The following is an 18,997-nucleotide window of genomic DNA, read 5'->3' as shown; positions in this document are numbered from 1 at the left end:
TCTGCCCTTAGGGACAAGGTTTATCGTAATAACTTCTGTTATTAGGGACCAATAAAATGAGTGCTCATCTTTCTACCTTCAAAAATTCAACAGCATTAATTACTGGAGCATCTTCAGGAATAGGCAAAGCCTATACACAAAAACTTGCATCTTTAGGGATTAATTTAATTCTAACGGCGCGGTCCGAGCAAAAGCTGAATGATTTAGCCGATGAACTTAGAAAAAAATATAACGTGACTGTTGAGGTGATCGTTTTAGATTTAGCTCAACCAAATTCAGCACAAACCTTATTTGATGAAGTACAAGCTAGAAAATTATCAGTAGAAATTTTAATTAACAACGCAGGATTTGGAAAATGGACTAAATTTCTAGATCAATCTGTAGCTACCTATCAAGAAATGATCACGCTGAATATCAGTAGCGTAACGTCTTTATGTTATTTATTTCTGCCTCATATGCTTGCTAACAAAAAAGGCATCATGATTAATATTTCATCGACAGGTGCGTTTCAGCCATTACCCTATATCGCTGTTTATGGTGCGAGTAAATCTTACGTATTGCAATTTACTGAGGCGCTGGCAGGAGAATATGCATCTTCAGGTGTTAAGTTTCTAGCGGTTTGCCCAGGAAATACAGAAACCAATTTTTCTCAGGTCGCAAATGCCGATACCAGCGGTATGAAAAGTTCGACAGTTGATGATGTTGTGTCTGTGACGGTTGCAGCATTAGATAAAAATAAACCGACTCTTGTTGTAGGTTATAGCAATTATTTAACGTCTCAACTGCCTCGAATTCTTTCTCGTAAAAAAATGATCAATTTAGTTGAAGGCATGCTTAGAACCCGCGTTATTGAATCATAAACATATTTAAATTTAAAAGATTAAGGGTTCTCTCTTAATCTTTTTTAATGCTGAAACGACTGCCAGCCATAAATTAAACCTGCCGCGGCAACTACCCAACACAGTGTTGCCAAACCTAGACATAACCACATCGACATACGCGTTGCAAGTACATAGACCGCCACTAAATAAATGGCATATGGAATAAGTGACCATAGGCCAAACAGAGCTGTTTTCTGTAAAGCCTCAGCTCCTTTTTGCTGATAAACAATCACATGAGCAATCAAAGCGAATGTAGGAAAAAGCGGAACTAAACCTGCAATATAAAATGCCTTACTTTTCGATAAAATCGAAATGACGAGAACAACCCCTGCCCCCAACATACATTTTAAAAATAACGCCCACATGCGCCGATCCTATCTGGTCATTTCCATATCAAAACGCTGTATTGTGCGCTTTTCAGAGAAAATTAACAGCAAGCAACGCAATCAATGCGGGAACTGCCTGAATATAAATAATCTTTTTACTGGCTGTTAGTCCACCGTAAATACCTGCAATGAGTACACAGCCTAAAAAGAAGTTAGCAATGGATGTCGCAAACGGTGCATCTGCCAATAAAGACCAAAACAAACCCGCAGCCAAAAAGCCATTATAAAGCCCTTGGTTTTGTGCCATTACTTTGGTGAGTTTTGCTTTTTCTGCATTATTTCCAAAGGCTTTCATGCCATAGGGCTTATCCCACAAAAACATCTCTAACACTAAAATATAGACATGTAATATTGCAATTAAACCCACTAAAACTTGTCCGATCATACGATTTTCCTTTTTATTTTAAAGATATTAAAAAAAGATCAGTCTCTCGACTGATCTTTTAGTATTTTACGGCTTTAACAATACTTTGCCTTGGCGAGCACCTTGAGTTGCTCTTTGGGCAGCAGTTTTAATCTCATCAAAACTAAAAACGCCTTCTACAGGAAGGATTAATTTTTTCTGAGTCGCTAACGTTAATAACTCGACAATAAGCTCTTTTTTACGTTCTGCTGGCATTTCTTTGTTGACCACACTTGCCCAGAAACCTTTTACAGTTGCTTGTTTAAAGATGAGATCACCCGATGAAATTTGCATGGTTTCACCTGTCATGCTTCCAAATGAAACTAATAGGCTATTTTCACTGAGCAAGTTAAGCATTTCACCACTTGCACTTCCGCCAATCGAGTCCACACCCGCAATTAAAGGTTGGTCCCCATGAATCTGTTTAACTTGCTCTTTCCAGTTAGGCTGATCGGTTGCTACAACATGTTGAATGCCTAATGCTTGCATCTCTGCAATTGCATCAGTACGACGAACCAGATTAATCACAGGTAAACCACGTGCCTGCGCAATCATGGCAACCGTTTTACCTACTGCACCATTCGCTGTGTTTTGAATTAACCATTGACCCGGTTGAACATTTACAAAGTCCAACAGCATGAGGGCACTAATTGGCATACCAATCAGCTGCGCCGCTGTTTCATCATCAATTTCATTATTTAATGGAATAAGACCCTGAGCTGGTGCAATAAAGTATTCAGCCCAACTGCCATGAACAGCTGCAACTGCAATACGTTGCCCTACCTGTACATGAGTAACGCCTTCACCCAATGCATCAACAATACCAACAGCTTCACTACCACCAATAGCAGGTAAAGTAGGCTTGTAGCCATAACTTCCACGTACTGTCCACACGTCATGGTTATGGATTGGAGACATGATCGTTTTAATACGTACTTCGCCTGCTTTTGGTTCTAGCTTTGGCATATCCGCCTGCTCTAAAACGTCTACAGGTTCGCCAAAATTACCATGGATAATACTTCGCATGCTTTATTCCTCTATCGGTTTTAAGAGTTGTTGGGTGGTTTCTAAAGCTAGATGTAGATGCGCTTTGTCTTGCGACAATTTTGTGAGTAAAGCTGCACCTAACCATAACTGATACATCACTTGGGCAGTTTTCAAAGGGTCAATATATTTTGGAATTGATCCTTCTTGTTGGCCTTCTTTGAGTAGCAAAGCCAAACGTTGCGTTAATTTGTGCACACCGTCATTGAGAATTTGACGCATATCTTCCGATAAGTCAGAAACTTCGGCTGCCAGTTTCACAATCAGGCAATTTTCAGCCCAGCTACCATTTACCGGATCATCAATCCATGCCTGCCATAACGCCATTAAACGAGCGTGGGCACTTTGCTCACTGTGCTGCCAAAGTTGTTCCATACGCACTTTATAGTCAGCCATGTATTGCTCTAGCAAAGCACAGCCAAATGCCTCTTTCGAAGCAAAGTAGTGGTAGAACGAACCTTTAGGTACGTCACACGCTTTTAAGATTTCTTGCAAACCGACACCGACAAAACCTTTGTGTAATACCAGCTCAAAACTGGTATCCAAAATATGTTGACGGGTGGTTTCGCTTTTATTTAGTCGTTTCATGCAAACAGACTAACCCACTATTAGACCAGTCGTCTAGTAAAATTATGTTGCTTCATTTTGTTTGTGACTTAAAGTGGAAATCTAAAGTGATGAGTGTTAAAAATACAACCTGAAAAATTAAACAAATTTTGTCGATTGTCGTTTAACCGTCACAATTTGTCGCTTTAAATCATTTTATACCACTTGAACAATTTTAAATCGTTATCATATATGGTCTGTTGTTTCTAAATAGCCGTGCAACACATAGCTGATCGATCAACAACTAAATTTTCATCAATACTTATTGAGATGTTTTATGAGCCAAAGTCATATCCGTATTCGAGGCGCACGTACCCATAATTTAAAAAATGTGTCACTCGATATTCCACGCGACAAATTTGTGGTAATTACGGGGTTATCAGGTTCAGGAAAATCTTCTCTTGCCTTCGATACCCTCTATGCCGAAGGACAACGCCGTTACGTCGAATCACTTTCGGCCTATGCCCGTCAGTTTTTATCGCAAATGGAAAAGCCTGAAGTAGACTCGATTGAAGGTCTGTCTCCAGCCATTGCGATTGAGCAAAAATCTACCAGTCACAACCCCCGCTCAACTGTCGGTACCATTACCGAAATTTATGACTATTTGCGTTTGCTTTACGCTCGTGTCGGTACGCCTTATTGCCCTGAGCATGATTTACCGATGGTTGCGCAAACTATTTCTGAAATGGTAGATGCGGTAAAAACGCTGGCGGAAGGCACATCGCTTATGTTGCTTGCCCCAGTGGTTCGTGAACGTAAAGGTGAATACAGTAATTTGTTCGAACAATTACAAGGTCAAGGCTTTGTAAGAGCACGTGTTGATGGCGAAATCATTGATATTGATACGCCACCAGAACTCGACAAAAAGAAAAAGCACACTATTGAAGTTGTAGTTGACCGTTTTAAAGTACGTGAAGACTTAGGTAACCGTATTGCTGAATCATTTGAAACCGCGTTACGTTTAGGTAGTGATATTGCAGTTTTATCATGGATGAATGGTGAACATCCTGATCGCGTTTTTTCTGCAAAACATTCATGTCCTGAATGTGATCGTGCTGTGGCAGAACTCGAACCACGTTTATTTTCATTTAACAATCCATTCGGTGCCTGCCCTGTTTGTGATGGATTAGGTACACGCAGTCACTTTAGCTCTGAGAAATTAATTCCAACTCCTGATCTTGCGATTAGTGAAGGAGCAATTCGTGGTTGGGATCGTCAGCGTCCTTACTATTACTCAATGCTACAAAAAGTTGCTGATCATTTTGGTTTTCAACTGGATACACCGTGGAACCAGTTAGATAAAGATACTCAAAAGAAATTTTTACAAGGTACGGGCAAAGAAAAAATCGATTTAAGTTATATGGATGAACGTGGACGAAAACACACACGTGTACAACCTTTTGAAGGAATTTTGCCGCATCTGGAACGTCGTTACCGTGAAACTGAAAGTAACTATGTCCGCGATGATTTAGCTCAATATTTATCTAACGCAGCTTGTGACGCATGTGATGGCTCACGCCTAAATGAAATTTCCCGCAACGTTCGTGTTAAAGACAAAACCATTGCCGACATTACCCGCATGTCGATTGGTGATGCCGAAAACTACTATCAAGACTTAAATCTGGAAGGTGCCAAAGGCGAAATTGCAGATAAAATCTTTAAAGAGATTCGTGAACGTCTACACTTCTTGGTGAGCGTTGGTCTGAACTATTTAAGTCTGGCCCGTTCTGCCGAAACGTTATCGGGCGGTGAAGCACAGCGTATCCGTTTAGCATCACAAATTGGTGCGGGTTTAATGGGTGTGATGTATGTACTTGATGAACCATCGATCGGTCTACATCAACGTGATAATGACCGTCTACTACAAACCTTAATTCGCTTGCGTGATTTAGGTAATACGGTACTGGTTGTTGAACACGATGAAGATGCAATTCGTGCAGCCGACCATATTATTGATATTGGTCCAGGCGCAGGTATTCATGGTGGGGTGATTATTGCCGAAGGAACTTATGATGAATTGGCTAACCATCCTGACTCGCTCACAGGTCAATATCTTTCAGGCAAACGCAAAATTGAGATACCAAAACAACGGACTCAATCGCCACGTCCAGACGAGTTCATCAAACTTTCAGGTGCGAGCGGTCATAACCTAAAAAATGTCGATTTAACCATTCCACTCGGCATTATGACTTGTGTGACTGGCGTTTCAGGTTCAGGTAAATCGACGCTGATTAACCGTACTTTGCTACCTTTAGCAGCGACACAACTTAATGGTGCAACGACTTTAACTGCTGAAAAATTTGATGCAATTGATGGTCTTCAACATCTTGATAAAGTCGTTGATATTGACCAAAGTCCAATTGGTCGTACGCCACGCTCTAACCCTGCGACCTATACAGGACTATTTACCCCAATCCGTGAATTATTTGCCCAAACACCAGAAGCAAAAGCCCGTGGTTACAGCGCAGGACGTTTCTCATTTAACGTTAAAGGTGGACGCTGTGAAGCGTGTGAAGGCGACGGCATGATTAAAGTTGCGATGCACTTCTTGCCAGACATGTATGTGCCTTGCGATGCATGCCATGGCAAACGCTACAATCGTGAAACACTTGAAGTGGGCTATAAAGGCAAAAACATTTCTGATGTTTTAGAAATGACCGTTGAAGATGCTGCCGAATTCTTTAGTGCAATTCCAGTCATTCATCGTCGTTTAGAAACCTTAACTCAAGTGGGTCTCGGTTATATTCGCTTAGGTCAAGCTGCAACTACACTTTCTGGTGGTGAAGCACAACGTGTGAAACTAGCGCGTGAGTTAGCAAAACGAGATACGGGTAAAACCTTATATATCTTGGATGAGCCAACCACAGGTCTTCATTTCCATGATATTGCAAAACTACTCGACATTTTGCATGAGCTACGCAACAAGGGTAATACTATTGTAGTGATTGAACATAACCTAGACGTGATTAAAACAGCTGACTGGGTTGTCGACTTAGGTCCTGAAGGTGGTTCAGGCGGCGGGATGATCATTGCCGAAGGCACACCTGAACAAGTGGCTGAGGTTGAGATTTCACATACAGGTCGTTTCTTAAAACCGATGTTGAAGTAATTTATTGAATAAAAAGCCGGAAATCATTTCCGGCTTTTTTACCCCTCAACTACATTCCGCCCTCGGGCTTTAGCTTTTAATAGCGAACGGTCAGCTTTCTCTAAAAGCTCTATCCAACTCGTCGCTCCTATTGCAAAACCAATACTGACAGACACATGCAATTTTTCATCTGAACCAGATAAATCAATTTCTTCTAAAGAAATAGCATTACGAATTTTTTCTGCTAAAAGGCGAGCATCTACAAATTGCACCTGCTCTAACAATATTAAAAATTCATCTCCACCATAACGAATAATTAAATCCGAACTTCGGATATTTTGCTTTAATTGCTCGGCAATACTGACAATGACATGGTCACCCACAATATGCCCATATTGGTCATTCACCTGTTTAAAACGATCTATATCTATAATCATTAAACAGGTCTGGGTAAATTTTTGAGGATAGCTTTCAACAATTTTTAAATATTCAGATAAAGCTAGACGGTTGGACACACCAGTTAATGGATCAGTATTAGCAATATTCTTTAATTGAAATTCAAAAGCATCGCGTTGTTGCAACATACGCTGTAATCGATCAATCGCTTCAAATAGGGAAAGAAATTCACCTTTTGTTGTTACATTCATCTCATCTGTCCAATGATTAGAACTATGCGATAAATCTAAAATTAAAGTTCTTGCTTTTATTAAAGGAGAAAACACTCTTCTTTGCGCATAATTAAGCGTAAGTAACGCTGTGGCTAAAGAAATTAAAGAAATTAATAAAGTCAAAAGAAAACCATTTCGAGCAATTACATTTTCTTGAGATGCAATCACTACACTTTCATCAAGAATATAACTTTGTAAATCAACCACAGTGGTAAATTTACCCACGATTGCTTCTGTCAATTGAGTGCCATTTAAATAATATGGCTCTCCTTTTTGGCTTTCTTCTAATAACTTTTCTACAATCGGAATACCTTTATCTATAAATTCTGATTTCACTTGGGAATATAACCGACGGTATTTAGGAGTCTTTGCCTGTTCCGGCTGCAAGGTATCAACCAAAATCCATAAATATTTAGATTGATGCTGAGTTTGCAAGGAACGTGCACGATTATTACTTGGAATTTCTTCATTAAAGCTCACAGGAGCAATAATATTAGATGCCATCCGCCCCGCCTGATCTCGCATATCGGTCAGGACTATAATCAGCGTAAAGTAATTAGAAATACGGCTATCTTTACTTTTTAGCTGCAACATCAATTTTTGCAGTATTTCTCTACAATTATCCCATACTCCAAACATCCCCAAAATAGCATTATCCATTTGGACGGAAGTTCTCGCTTCATATGAAGTTTCACCGTAATAATCAACGACACGTCGAGCTTGTTTAAGATTTTCTTTAAAGTTGGTTTGCAGCTCATTTGCTAATGAAATATAACCGGCTTGTTTTAAGATAAGAATGCTTGTATCAATTTGCGCATCAACAATTAAACGAAATTTTTTTAATTCTTGCTGATTTTTCAATAAATTATCAGGCCTACTCGACATCATTTTATTAGCTGGAGCACGCTCCTTAGAAATTTTATAGGCAATATCGGCTACCGCTCTTAAACTTTTTATTTCGGCTAAGGCTTGTCTAGTTTTTATATAATCCTGATAGCTTCCCACAATAAGTGGTATTGCCATGAATAATAGGGACAAAATAATAACCAGCATAAAAAAGAACAGTCGATTACTGATGTGCTCTGAACGTAATCCTGACATTTCTAGCTCGTACTCCGTAAATGTCCTGACATTTTTACGACTATATAAATTAGGCTTAAATCCATCCTAGCATTTTAATAACTAGAATTTCATCAATAAACCCTTCATTTCTCGTTTAATAATTATACGGTTCCTACATTTTAGTAAGCTTAAATAATAAACTGTATCGAAAAATTAAATTACTTTTATGAAAAAACTCTATTTTACAGATTAAAAATATTTAGCAATGATAGTAAAACGTATTTAGTTATCCTCTTGGATGCAATTCTCCCAGCATCCACTGCCCAGCTTTAAGCTGGGTTCTTTTTGGCCTAATATTTTTTTAACTAAATTTCATGTAATTGTTATTATAATTTTAAGATTTTCTTATAGATAAAAAAAAAGCTCAACCTTGGGGAAAGCTGAGCTCATAAAATCTGATGTGCTATGCACATCGTATCTGGGAAAGCACTTTAAATCCTAAAAACGTTAGGCAGTGAACTTTGCATTTAAATTATGTGACTTATCTCTACTTTTGTAAAGCCGATTAAATTAATCAGAATTTAAAATTTAATCGTTTTTTCAATTTAAAATAGAGATTTCTTTTATTTTATTCCCTTATATAATAACTAAAAATAGTTAAATTTTTTAGTTAAACTAATCTAAATATCGTTAACTATTACTCAAAATAATACTAATTTGATAAGAAATAGGTGATTTTTTATCCACTCTGTAAACAATATTATACTTTTATTAATGTTAAAACCGATTAATGTAATCTATTTTTCCAATTATGATTGTAATAACTTTTAAACATTTACTACTAAATTCCTTATGAAATATAATTATTAGTCTCTTGTAAATGTTCATTTTTTTATCAGGTTGACAATTTACTTTTCATTTGATTAGTTTTTCACCATTTTTTACATAAGTGTCAAATATCTTTAACATTCCTTTTTTTCATTATTGACTTCATAAATTGTTACAATACAATGACCCCAGCTTTATCTCTTGTTATTGCTGGAAATGATTATGAAAAAACTTGGTTTAGCCACTGCTGTATTATTAGCCATGACCGGTGCTCATGCTTATCAATTTGAAGTTCAAGGTCAATCTGAATATGTTGACACAACTGCAAATGATAAAAACTTCACTGGTGACGTTGCTGGTACATACTATTTAAAAAATGTTGATACCACTAAAGGTCCTTTAGCTGAAGCGGCTTTCTTGAACCAAGCTTCTAACGTATCTGTAGGCTATAGCTACCAACAGTATGACCAAAACAACGTAAACTACCACGTTGGTACTTACGGTGTTAAAGGTGAGGCTTACGTTCCTACACCTTACCTTCCTGTATATGCTAGCGCAACTTACAACCACACTGATGTTGATGGTAAAAACAACTTCTCTAAAGATGACAACGGTGACCGTTATGCATTAGAAGTTGGTGCTATGTTGTTACCTAACTTCTTGATGACTGTTGGTTATACAAGTGTTGCTAACCAATTCGCTTTAGACAACTTTGGCATCATCAGCAACGGTATCTACTCTGCTGTAAACCAAACTGCTGCGATTCAAGATGACCAAGATGCTATTACAGCACGTGCTAAATATGTAGGTCCAATCGATGGAACTAACATGGCAATTGGTTTTGAAGCTGCTGGTGCTTTCGGTGAAGAAAACCAATACGGTTTAAAAACTGACCTTTACTTAACTCCTAAGTTAAGTGTTGGCGCATCTTTCGTGGGTAACGATGGCGTAGCTGACATCAAAGGTAATGAACTTGGTGAATTCCGTCAAGCTTGGGGTGGTAACGTAAACTACTTCATTACTCCAGCTTTAGCAGTTGGTGCATCGTACATGAAAGCTGACGTTAAAAATGCTTCTACTAGCTACGATACACAAACTATCGGCTTAAATACTAAATTCCGTTTCTAATTTAATTTAGAAATCGAATTAAAAAAGGACTCAATTGAGTCCTTTTTAATGCCTAAATATTAGCTTCGTACAATATTTAAGAAATACAGATGACGTTCATATTGATCAATAATGTCCTGAATTAAATCTTCTTGAGTCCAATCCATCACATCATAGTTCTGACCGCCCTCTCGTAAAAAGACTTCTGCCTGAAAGTATTGTCCATCTTCCGCTTCAGTACGTCCCATAAGAAAACTTGGCGGTAATGTTTCACGTGAAACAACTTTATAAATAAAATTAATTTCATGATGATGGTCTACTCTAAGCTGCATACCATCTTCAAGTTGACTAATTGAAACTTCCAGATGACGGCGTCTAAACTCATGTTTAATATTTTCAAAAGCACCGCTCACCTGCTTTTCAATATACTGTTTTACTTCTGCTTCACTATGAGGATAGTGCATGATTAATCCCAGACGCTGTTGCCAGCTCCGCGGATTATGAATAGCGCGCGGTGTAATTCTCGCTTCTTGAATAGCAGTCATTTTAGTGACATCAAGATGCAGCGCCTTTATTAACCCCCAACTCATAAATAGCATGACGACTGTAAATGGGAGTGCGCTCATAATGATTGAAGATTGAAGTGCAGCCAAACCTCCTACCAACAATAAAATAATAGCGAGTAGAGCCATCAGTACTGTCCAGAACAGACGTTGCCATGTTGGCGAATTTTCTGTTTTTGCAGTTAAATAGTCGGTCACTAATGCACCAGAGTCAGCGGAGGTGACAAAAAATAAAACCACTAAAACAGTTGCCAAGACATTCATTACCCCAGAGAAAGGTAAATGATTTAGAAATTCAAATAATGCAACTGACGAATCTTGTTGAACAGCCTGAATTAAAGTTGTTTGATGCTCATGAATAATACTAAATAGCGCAGCATTTCCTAAAAAGCCCATCCAGATGATGGTGAAGCCTGTTGGAATAAGCAAAACCCCAACAATAAATTCTCGAATGGTACGACCACGCGACACTCTGGCAATAAACATTCCCACGAATGGTGACCAAGAAATCCACCAAGCCCAGTACAAAATTGTCCAACCACCAATCCATCCATTTGGCTGATAAGCATATAAATTGAATGTCATGGTAAAAAGATTAGAAATATATTGCCCAGTGTTTTGAATGGTTGTCTGGAGCAAATAAATGCTTGGGCCGGCAATAAAAATAAATACTAAGAGAATTACAGCTAAAACCAAGTTTATTTCTGATAGGCGTTTTACACCTTTATCTAGACCTAAAAAAACAGATAAAGATGCTAAAATACTAACGAAAATAATGAGTAAAACTTGAACATGGGTACTTTGCTCGACACCAAATAAATAATGCAAACCGGAATTGATCTGGGTTACCCCAAAACCAAGAGATGTTGCGACACCAAATACAGTTCCTATCGTTGCAAAAATATCAATACTATCGCCCAGTGGGCCGTAAATCTTTTTACCGATGAGAGGATAAAGTGCAGAACGTGTCTTTAAAGGTAAATTATGTCTATAGGCAAAGTAAGCTAAAGCCAATCCCACTAAAGCATAAATCGCCCAAGCATGTAGCCCCCAGTGGAAAAAGGTAACTCTTAGCGCTTGCTGGGCCGCATCAATTGTTTGTGCGTCACCGCTCGGGGGAGTAACGTAATGCATAACGGGTTCAGCAACACCGAAGAACATTAAGCCAATTCCCATACCTGCGGTGAACAGCATGGCAAACCAAGACCCATTATTATAATCAGGTTGACTATGGTCGGGGCCTAATTTAATACGTCCAATTGATGAACAGGCGATATAAATCAATAAGATGAGAAAGAAAGCAACAGATAAAACATAAAACCAGCTAAACGAGTCAGTGATCCATTGTTTCAAGTGTTGCGTTAAAAGTTCAAAAGAACTCGGAGCGATCACAACAACTGCTAAGAACAGAGCAATAATAATGACCGTACCAAAAAATACGTTAGGATTAACGTTTGCGAACCAACCGGGTTGTTTGGAAGGCATAAATCCTCCATGTTATTTTAATGACGAGTGACAGGCTTAAATGCCGATAAGATATTCATAGAATGAACGAAGTTAGGCCTTTCAATTGAGAAAGCCGATAATACTCTAATTAAACTTAAAGAATATTGCAGTTACAAAGGTGTAAATAAATTAAAACACCTTCTACATTATTTATCTGAATTTTTTTTAGGGAGGTGGGTAATATATTGTAAAGCAATTAATCGAGTCACAATTAAAGCTAAATACATGACGCCACAGAACATTTGGAGCATGGCTAAAACGCGTGCTGGTGGGCTAAGGGGCATTAAATCAGACAAGCCTGTAGCCGACTGCAAACTAAAGCTTAAAAATAATAAATCTAACCAAGTTTGTAAGTGGTGCACGTTATTTGGATTTTGAAAGCTAGACGGAAGAATAAGCTGACAAATGTTATATAAAAATGCAAACCCCCATGCGATAAGCGTAAAGACTGCTGCTGCTGCAAACAGCTCATCTCTTGTTAAATACTGATCGGCAAACATATAACGAAATAAGCCATAAGCTGCTGAAAAATACGCTAGCGCTTCACAACCATGCGCAAAAACCTGAACGTATAAATTTCCATATCCTAATAAAATAAATACCGAGGATATAATCGCCCCACTGACAAATGTTAACCCGAGAAAAGTAAACATTGGGGTTTGACGAATAACCTTGGCAATAATGAGTAAGGCCAGCACTCCTAAAGCCCATGTTAGGGTGCGGTAAAATACATCATGAAAAGTCAGCATAGCCAAAATGAGTAAGATAAATTGCACAAGTAGCAACCATGCAGAAGGTAGCAATCGAAAGCTCGCCCAGAACTCGATGATAGATCGCATTATTATTTTCCTTGTTTCATTATGCTTTTTGAGGTCTAGCAAATCATACTGTACACAAAACAAGGCAAACAAGTTATTCTTTATTAATATCTAAGCCCTAAATTGGAAATTAAATAAGCATAAAAAAAGCCCCGTAGGACTTTTTTCAAAAATTAGATAGCAATATTGCGCTTAGTGATCCGAGGCACCAGATGCTCCAATACCTGTCATTGAGCGAACATACTGAGCATCGAAAGCAGCGCGCTCTTTTTTAGCACGCGTAGAGTTGTCAGTAACCGAGAATAACCAACAGCAAAAGAAAGACAATGGCATTGCGAATAATGCAGGACCATTGAATGGATTAATTGGTGTATCCGAAATTTTTAAGGTATCGACCCAAACTGCTTTAGAAAGAATAATTAATGTCACTGCCATTAGAAGCCCAACAACACCACCAATAACTGCCCCACGAGTCGTTAAGCCTTTCCAGAACATTGAAAGAACAAGAACCGGAAAGTTTGCACAACACGCGACAGAGAACGCTAAGCCCACCATGAAAGCGACGTTTTGCTTTTCAAACAAAATACCCAAAATCATGGCAAAAATAGCTAAACCAAGTGTCGCAATTTTTGACATACGAAGTTCAGAAGCTGGTGTAGTTTTGCCTTTCTTAAATACGTTAGCGTATAAGTCATGCGAAATTGCAGATGCACCTGAAAGTGTTAAACCAGCAACAACAGCAAGAATAGTCGCGAACGCTACTGCTGAAATGAAGCCCATGAATAAGTCACCGCCTAAAGCGTCACTTAAATGCACGGCTGCCATATTGTTACCACCAACAAGCTCAAGTTTGCCTGTCATTGCCATTTTTGCAACATCAAGGAACTGCGGGTTGTTTGAAACGAAAAGAATCGCACCAAAACCAATAATGAAAGTTAGAAGATAGAAGTAACCAATAAAACCTGTCGCAACTACAACTGATTTACGAGCTTCTTTCGCATCTTTTACTGTAAAGAAACGCATAAGGATGTGCGGTAGACCTGCTGTACCAAACATTAATGCTAGACCCAGAGACAAGGCATCAATCGGATTTGCCGCAAGTTTACCTGGTCCCATAATTTTTGCAGCATCGGTCAAGCTGACATCGTGTACTTTACTAAAAACTTCAATTGATTGGCTAAACATATTGCTGAAGCTGAAACCGACTGCTTTCATCACCATGAATGCCATGAAGGTTGCGCCACTGAGTAACATGACCGCTTTGATAATTTGTACCCATGTGGTTGCCAACATGCCACCAAAAATCACATAGGCCATCATTAATAAACCAACGATGACGACAGCAATATTGTAGTTCAAACCAAATAGTAATTTGATGAGCTGGCCAGCACCTACCATTTGAGCAATAAGATAAAATGCCACAACAACAAGCGAACTGACCGCAGCTAAAGTACGTACTGGTTTTTCTTCAAGACGAAATGAAACTACATCTGAAAGGTTATATTTACCAAGGTTACGCAAACGCTCTGCAACCAAGAATAAAACGATTGGCCAACCCACCATAAACCCAAGAGAATAAAGTAAGCCATCAAAGCCCGAACTAAATACCAGCGCAGAAATACCAAGGAAGGATGCGGCAGACATATAGTCACCAGCAATTGCCAAACCATTCTGGAAACCGCTGATGCCACCCCCTGCGGTATAGAAATCTTGTGTTGATTGGGTTTGTTTTGCAGCCCACTTGGTAATAAACAAAGTGAAACCAACAAAAATTAAGAACATGATGATGGCATGCCAGTTAGTCGCCTGTTGCTCAGCTTCACCTAAGTCAGGACCCGCCATAGCTACCGTTGAATATAGCGATGCTGCTGTCAGCAAGACTTTCGCCTTTAATGAATTCCATTTCATATTAGTGTAGTCCTTTCTCATGCGCGATGGCTTCAACTTCCTTCAACGCTTCTTCACTCAACTGGTCAAGGGTCCTATTCGCGATAAAAGAATACACGCCACATAGTAGGAAAGATAAAACAATAATTCCTAAACCTAGCGGGATTCCCCATGTCGTTACACCACCACTAAATGAACTCATCAAAAATTCTTTGTTGTAGCCCACAAGTAGCATAAAGCCCACATAAAGCACTAACATGATGACTGTGAGCGTCCAACTTAATGCACTTTTTTTCTTGACCATCTTTTGAAACTTTGGATTGTGTAGAATCTGTTCTACTTGGTTCTGATCCATAACCAAACTCCTTGCCCTGTGTCCAGCCTTGGCCACTTTTTTAATAGTAGTTTCTCAGGATTAAAGTTAGCAAAATTACGTGTAATTCGTAACTTAGACTTTGGTCGTTAAAATTTAATCAATTTATAGCTTTGTTTCTGCTTGCGGTATGATAGGCACAAGGTTTTAATCATGTGAGTCATATGAACAGCTGGCTGATTATTGGGGTACTCACCCTTTATATAGCACTCTTATTTGTTTGTGCTTTTTTTGGTGAAAAGCATGCCAGCCGTCTGAGTACACGTGGCCGCATGTTCTTGTTCAGCTTAACACTAGGCGTTTACTGTTCATCATGGACTTTTTACGGCGCGACTGGAGCAGCTGTCCGAGAAGGCGTCATTTTCTTGCCTATTTACTTAGGTCCTCTCTTATTTGTCTGGTTCGGTTATGACATTTGGCGGCGTTTAGGTCGGGTACGTCAACACCACGCCATCTCATCTATTGCTGACTTTGTTGCGGCACGTTATGGGAAAAGTGGGGTATTGGCATCACTAGTGACTATTTTGGCTGTAATCGCAATTATTCCCTATCTTGCCTTACAGCTACGTGCGATTGCGTTAAGTACTTCTGTCATTATGGAACAGAATGCTCATATTCATACAACCACCAATAGTGTTTTGCTTTTAACCAGTGTACTGGCTATTTTGGCAATGATTTTTGGTACAAGGCAAATTGCAAATACCGAGCAACATGGCGGCCTCATGTTAGCCGTCGCATTTGAATCTTTTGTAAAATTATTCGCACTTATTTGCGTCGCTTTATTTTTTATTTTTGAAACACCAGCAAACCTTGTACAAGTTACAGCCGATGTGAACCAAACCTTTCAGGAAGTTCAACTCTTTGGAGTGCCTGAAACATTCTGGATTCAGACATTATTGGCAGGTTTAGCAATTATCTGCTTACCACGTCAGTTTCATGTCGCGGTTGTAGAATTACGTGATGAAAAGCATATTCGTGGTGCACGTAAATGGTTTGCGGCTTATCTGATTTTAACGATTTTAGCTATTATTCCGATTGCAAGCTGGGCCTTACATGCGGCGCCAAAGTTTCTGACTGTACCTGATGTTGCAGTGTTGTCCTTACCACTGAGCTATAACCAAGAGTGGCTCGCCTTACTTGCCTTTTTAGGGGGGTTCTCTGCATCGACAGGCATGTTACTGGTTTCTTCAGTTGCGTTGTCTATCATGCTCAGTAATGACTTGATTATGCCCGCACTCTGGCGTTTTAAGTTACTTTCACGGCACGATAAACATTTGCCTAAAGTTCTTAAATTTAGCCGCCGTATTAGCATTGTAGCGGTCATGCTACTTGGTTTTTTATTCTTCCATTTCTTTAATGATATTAATCAGCTTTCTGTATTTGGTTTATTAGCGTTTAGTGCTGTTGCTCAGTTTGCACCGGCCCTCATTGGCGGATTGTACTGGCGGGGTGGAAGTCGCCAAGGTGTTTATGCAGGACTCATCGTTGGATTTTTAATGTGGAGCTACACTTTACTCGTCCCAACTATTTTACGTAGCTTGCCAGAAACCTATCAGGAAACTGCTCAACACATTTTACTTTTCGGCCCTTTAGGAATTAATGGGTTACGTCCAGAGTCACTTTTTGGTTTTGAATCATTTGCACCCTTAACACATGGCGTTATTTGGTCTCTCGGTTTAAATATTCTTTTATATATCTGGATTTCAAAAATTTATCGGCCAAGCGTGGCTGAGCAAATTCAGGCAGAAAGCTTTTTCTATTATGAAACAAAACCGCTACCTTCACCGCATACATCTACCGATTTAACCTATTTACCCCACGATGCAGCACGTTTAAAAGTAGGTGATCTGTTCGCCCTTGCTAAAAGAATTACAGGTGAACAGCCAACAACCCAAGCATTTGAAAACTTTTGTGAGCAAAATCATTTAATATTGAATGAAAATAGCATTGCGAATGGCATGTGGTGGCGTTTTACCGAGCAATATCTAGCCGGCATTATCGGCGCTGCCTCTGCCCGTACTTTGCTCACTACAGCAATGATCAATAATGGTCTGGCGTTGGGCCAAGTGGCTAATATTTTGGACCAAGCCTCACAATGGCAACGTTTTAACCAGAACTTGCTCATGACTATGATTGACCATATGACCCAAGGGGTGAGTGTAGTCGATAAAAATATGTGTCTGGTGGCGTGGAATAACCAATATTTAAAACTGTTTGGATATCCAAAAGACTTAGTGTACGTCGGCTGTCCAATTGCCGACCTGATTCGTTATAACGCTGAGCGAGGCGAATGTGGCCCCGGTTCAGTCGAAGAACATGTACGCAAACGTTTGCACTGGATGAAAGTTGGAAGTGCTCATGAATTTGAGCGTATCCGTAAAGATGGTCGGGTTATTCAAATGCGTGGTAACCCGATTTCAGGCGGCGGCTTTGTCACAACCTTCGCCGACATTACGCCCTTCCGTACCAATGAGGCAATACTTGAAGCCCGGGTAAAAGACCGAACCCAACAGCTTGCCGGTGCTTTAACAGAACAACAGCTTGCACGTGAACAGGCCGATATGGCCAATATGTCAAAAAGCCGTTTCATTGCTGCGGCAAGTCATGATTTATTACAGCCAATGCATGCGGCTCGCCTCTTTAGTACCGTTCTTGAACAAAGCATTGCGACAGAAGAAGACCGTCAGACTCTACAACAACTTGACCGTGCTCTATATGGTGCGGAAAGTATGCTCTCTGCCCTACTCGATATTGCACGTTTAGAAGGCGGTAGCATACAGCCAAAAAGACAGCCTTATCCTTTGCATGATTTACTCAGTGATCTTGAACTACAGTTTAAATCAATTGCTGCTCAGCGAAATATTTCACTCAAAGTTCACGATGTATCATTCTGGATTGATACAGATCCACAATGGATTCGACGTATTATTCAGAACTTTGTCAGCAATGCTTTGCGCTATACAGCCAAAGGCCGAGTGATTGTAGGCGTTCTACGCTCGGCGCAAAAGTCAGGTCATATTCGCATTGGTGTGTGGGATACAGGCCCTGGAATTGCAGAAGAACAGCGAATTAAACTGTTTCAAGAATTCGAGCGCTGTGGACATTTATCACCTTGGGGTGAGCAGGGCCTAGGCTTAGGACTTGCTATTGTGCAGCGTATGACAAGTTTGTTGAATTACCCTGTTCATGTCTATTCGCAGCTCGATAAAGGCTCATGCTTTATGATTGAAGTTCCAGTCGTAGAAGCGCCAAAAGTGATCATCCCAACCGTCCAGACAGTGCCATTAAAAACCAAAGCCTATCGAATTTTGTGTTTAGACAACGATGAAACTATTTTAGAAGGTATGAGTAGTTTACTCGGTCGATGGGGATATCAAGTATTTAAAGCCACTGAACCAGAACAGGCGCTTGAGATTATTCAAAAGGAAAATATTCAGGTCTGGCTCATCGACCAACACTTGAATAACAATCAACTCGGCGTCGATTTTATTTTGCAAAATCGACAGCATGATGTTCCAGTTGCCCTGATTACAGCTGACTCCCATCCAGAGTTACCTCAACAATTGAAAGAACTTAATATTGTTTTACTCAAAAAACCGCTTAAACCAGCTTCATTAAGAGCTTGGTTATCTGGGCTTAAAATTGCCAGCGCGGCAGATTAAATATTTTCTCTCCCAGCTTTTTTATAGGTTTGGGAGAGATTTTTGGCAAAAGTTATAGGTTTAATTTAAGCCAATAGGCAGAACTGCTCAAAAAGTCTACTTTTATCCAAGAAAT

At 39.5% G+C, this 18,997-nt stretch carries 13 protein-coding genes; 4 read left to right on the top strand and 9 right to left on the bottom strand.

Annotated features, from left to right (window positions below; translation table 11 throughout):
• The first annotated feature begins 56 nt into the window (after positions 1-56).
• Positions 57-860, top strand: a complete 804-nt coding sequence (locus AC2117_RS00980; protein WP_133971308.1) for an SDR family NAD(P)-dependent oxidoreductase — start codon at positions 57-59, stop codon at positions 858-860.
• 44 nt (positions 861-904) lie between these two features.
• Here the strand turns inward: AC2117_RS00980 and AC2117_RS00975 are convergent, their stop codons facing one another.
• The 4 genes from AC2117_RS00975 to AC2117_RS00960 form a co-directional block, all read right to left on the bottom strand.
• Positions 905-1,246: a GlpM family protein gene (locus tag AC2117_RS00975; protein ID WP_133971306.1), complete on the bottom strand. Its 342-nt coding sequence runs from the start codon at positions 1,244-1,246 to the stop codon at positions 905-907.
• 52 nt (positions 1,247-1,298) lie between these two features.
• Positions 1,299-1,652 carry a DUF1304 domain-containing protein gene (locus tag AC2117_RS00970; RefSeq protein ID WP_133971304.1) on the bottom strand — a complete coding sequence of 118 codons (354 nt, stop codon included), beginning with the start codon at positions 1,650-1,652 and terminating at the stop codon, positions 1,299-1,301.
• A 66-nt stretch (positions 1,653-1,718) separates the two neighbouring features.
• Positions 1,719-2,696, bottom strand: a complete 978-nt coding sequence (locus AC2117_RS00965; RefSeq protein ID WP_133971302.1) for a zinc-binding dehydrogenase — start codon at positions 2,694-2,696, stop codon at positions 1,719-1,721.
• A gap of 3 nt (positions 2,697-2,699) precedes the next feature.
• The gene (locus AC2117_RS00960) at positions 2,700-3,302 is read right to left on the bottom strand and encodes a TetR/AcrR family transcriptional regulator (protein WP_133971300.1); all 603 of its coding nucleotides are present in this window, start codon (positions 3,300-3,302) and stop codon (positions 2,700-2,702) included.
• A gap of 295 nt (positions 3,303-3,597) precedes the next feature.
• Between AC2117_RS00960 and uvrA the strand changes: the two genes are divergently transcribed.
• Positions 3,598-6,429 (top strand): excinuclease ABC subunit UvrA, encoded by a 2,832-nt coding sequence (uvrA, locus tag AC2117_RS00955; protein ID WP_133971298.1) that lies wholly within the window; start codon positions 3,598-3,600, stop codon positions 6,427-6,429.
• A 38-nt stretch (positions 6,430-6,467) separates the two neighbouring features.
• Here uvrA and AC2117_RS00950 read toward each other — a convergent pair whose 3' ends face one another.
• Entirely contained in the window at positions 6,468-8,177 is a 1,710-nt protein-coding gene (locus AC2117_RS00950) for a GGDEF domain-containing protein (RefSeq protein WP_133971296.1), read from the bottom strand.
• Between the two features lie 1,011 nt (positions 8,178-9,188).
• On the opposite strand from AC2117_RS00950, the gene omp33-36 reads away from it, so the two are divergent.
• Positions 9,189-10,094 (top strand): porin Omp33-36, encoded by a 906-nt coding sequence (gene omp33-36 / locus AC2117_RS00945; RefSeq protein ID WP_042895717.1) that lies wholly within the window; start codon positions 9,189-9,191, stop codon positions 10,092-10,094.
• Between the two features lie 59 nt (positions 10,095-10,153).
• On the opposite strand, the gene AC2117_RS00940 is transcribed toward omp33-36, so the two are convergent.
• The 4 genes from AC2117_RS00940 to AC2117_RS00925 form a co-directional block, all read right to left on the bottom strand.
• Positions 10,154-12,121, bottom strand: coding sequence for a BCCT family transporter (locus AC2117_RS00940; protein ID WP_133971294.1), 1,968 nt, complete (start codon positions 12,119-12,121; stop codon positions 10,154-10,156).
• Positions 12,122-12,288: 167 nt separating this feature from the next.
• Positions 12,289-12,981: an ion channel gene (locus tag AC2117_RS00935; protein ID WP_003654029.1), complete on the bottom strand. Its 693-nt coding sequence runs from the start codon at positions 12,979-12,981 to the stop codon at positions 12,289-12,291.
• Positions 12,982-13,152: 171 nt separating this feature from the next.
• On the bottom strand, positions 13,153-14,868 hold the full coding sequence (locus tag AC2117_RS00930) for a cation acetate symporter (RefSeq protein ID WP_133971292.1): 1,716 nt from the start codon (positions 14,866-14,868) through the stop codon (positions 13,153-13,155).
• 1 nt (position 14,869) lies between these two features.
• Positions 14,870-15,202, bottom strand: a complete 333-nt coding sequence (locus tag AC2117_RS00925) for a DUF485 domain-containing protein (RefSeq protein WP_133971290.1) — start codon at positions 15,200-15,202, stop codon at positions 14,870-14,872.
• 182 nt (positions 15,203-15,384) lie between these two features.
• Between AC2117_RS00925 and AC2117_RS00920 the strand changes: the two genes are divergently transcribed.
• Entirely contained in the window at positions 15,385-18,882 is a 3,498-nt protein-coding gene (locus tag AC2117_RS00920; RefSeq protein WP_133971288.1) for a PAS domain-containing hybrid sensor histidine kinase/response regulator, read from the top strand.
• Positions 18,883-18,997 lie beyond the last annotated feature (115 nt).

Origin of the sequence: Acinetobacter calcoaceticus (assembly GCF_900520355.1) — a bacterium.
In the GTDB taxonomy this organism is placed as follows: domain Bacteria; phylum Pseudomonadota; class Gammaproteobacteria; order Pseudomonadales; family Moraxellaceae; genus Acinetobacter; species Acinetobacter calcoaceticus_C.
Note: the sequence above shows the minus strand (reverse complement) of the source record. Positions and strands in the feature narration are given on the sequence as shown.

Coding starts and splice junctions, on each gene's coding strand:
- AC2117_RS00930 (WP_133971292.1), bottom strand. CDS start 14,868: ATGAAATGGAATTCATTAAAGGCGAAAGTCTTGCTGACAGCAGCATCG.
- uvrA (WP_133971298.1), top strand. CDS start 3,598: ATGAGCCAAAGTCATATCCGTATTCGAGGCGCACGTACCCATAATTTA.
- AC2117_RS00965 (WP_133971302.1), bottom strand. CDS start 2,696: ATGCGAAGTATTATCCATGGTAATTTTGGCGAACCTGTAGACGTTTTA.
- AC2117_RS00920 (WP_133971288.1), top strand. CDS start 15,385: ATGAACAGCTGGCTGATTATTGGGGTACTCACCCTTTATATAGCACTC.
- AC2117_RS00975 (WP_133971306.1), bottom strand. CDS start 1,246: ATGTGGGCGTTATTTTTAAAATGTATGTTGGGGGCAGGGGTTGTTCTC.
- AC2117_RS00940 (WP_133971294.1), bottom strand. CDS start 12,121: ATGCCTTCCAAACAACCCGGTTGGTTCGCAAACGTTAATCCTAACGTA.
- AC2117_RS00925 (WP_133971290.1), bottom strand. CDS start 15,202: ATGGATCAGAACCAAGTAGAACAGATTCTACACAATCCAAAGTTTCAA.
- AC2117_RS00980 (WP_133971308.1), top strand. CDS start 57: ATGAGTGCTCATCTTTCTACCTTCAAAAATTCAACAGCATTAATTACT.
- omp33-36 (WP_042895717.1), top strand. CDS start 9,189: ATGAAAAAACTTGGTTTAGCCACTGCTGTATTATTAGCCATGACCGGT.
- AC2117_RS00970 (WP_133971304.1), bottom strand. CDS start 1,652: ATGATCGGACAAGTTTTAGTGGGTTTAATTGCAATATTACATGTCTAT.
- AC2117_RS00960 (WP_133971300.1), bottom strand. CDS start 3,302: ATGAAACGACTAAATAAAAGCGAAACCACCCGTCAACATATTTTGGAT.
- AC2117_RS00950 (WP_133971296.1), bottom strand. CDS start 8,177: ATGTCAGGATTACGTTCAGAGCACATCAGTAATCGACTGTTCTTTTTT.
- AC2117_RS00935 (WP_003654029.1), bottom strand. CDS start 12,981: ATGCGATCTATCATCGAGTTCTGGGCGAGCTTTCGATTGCTACCTTCT.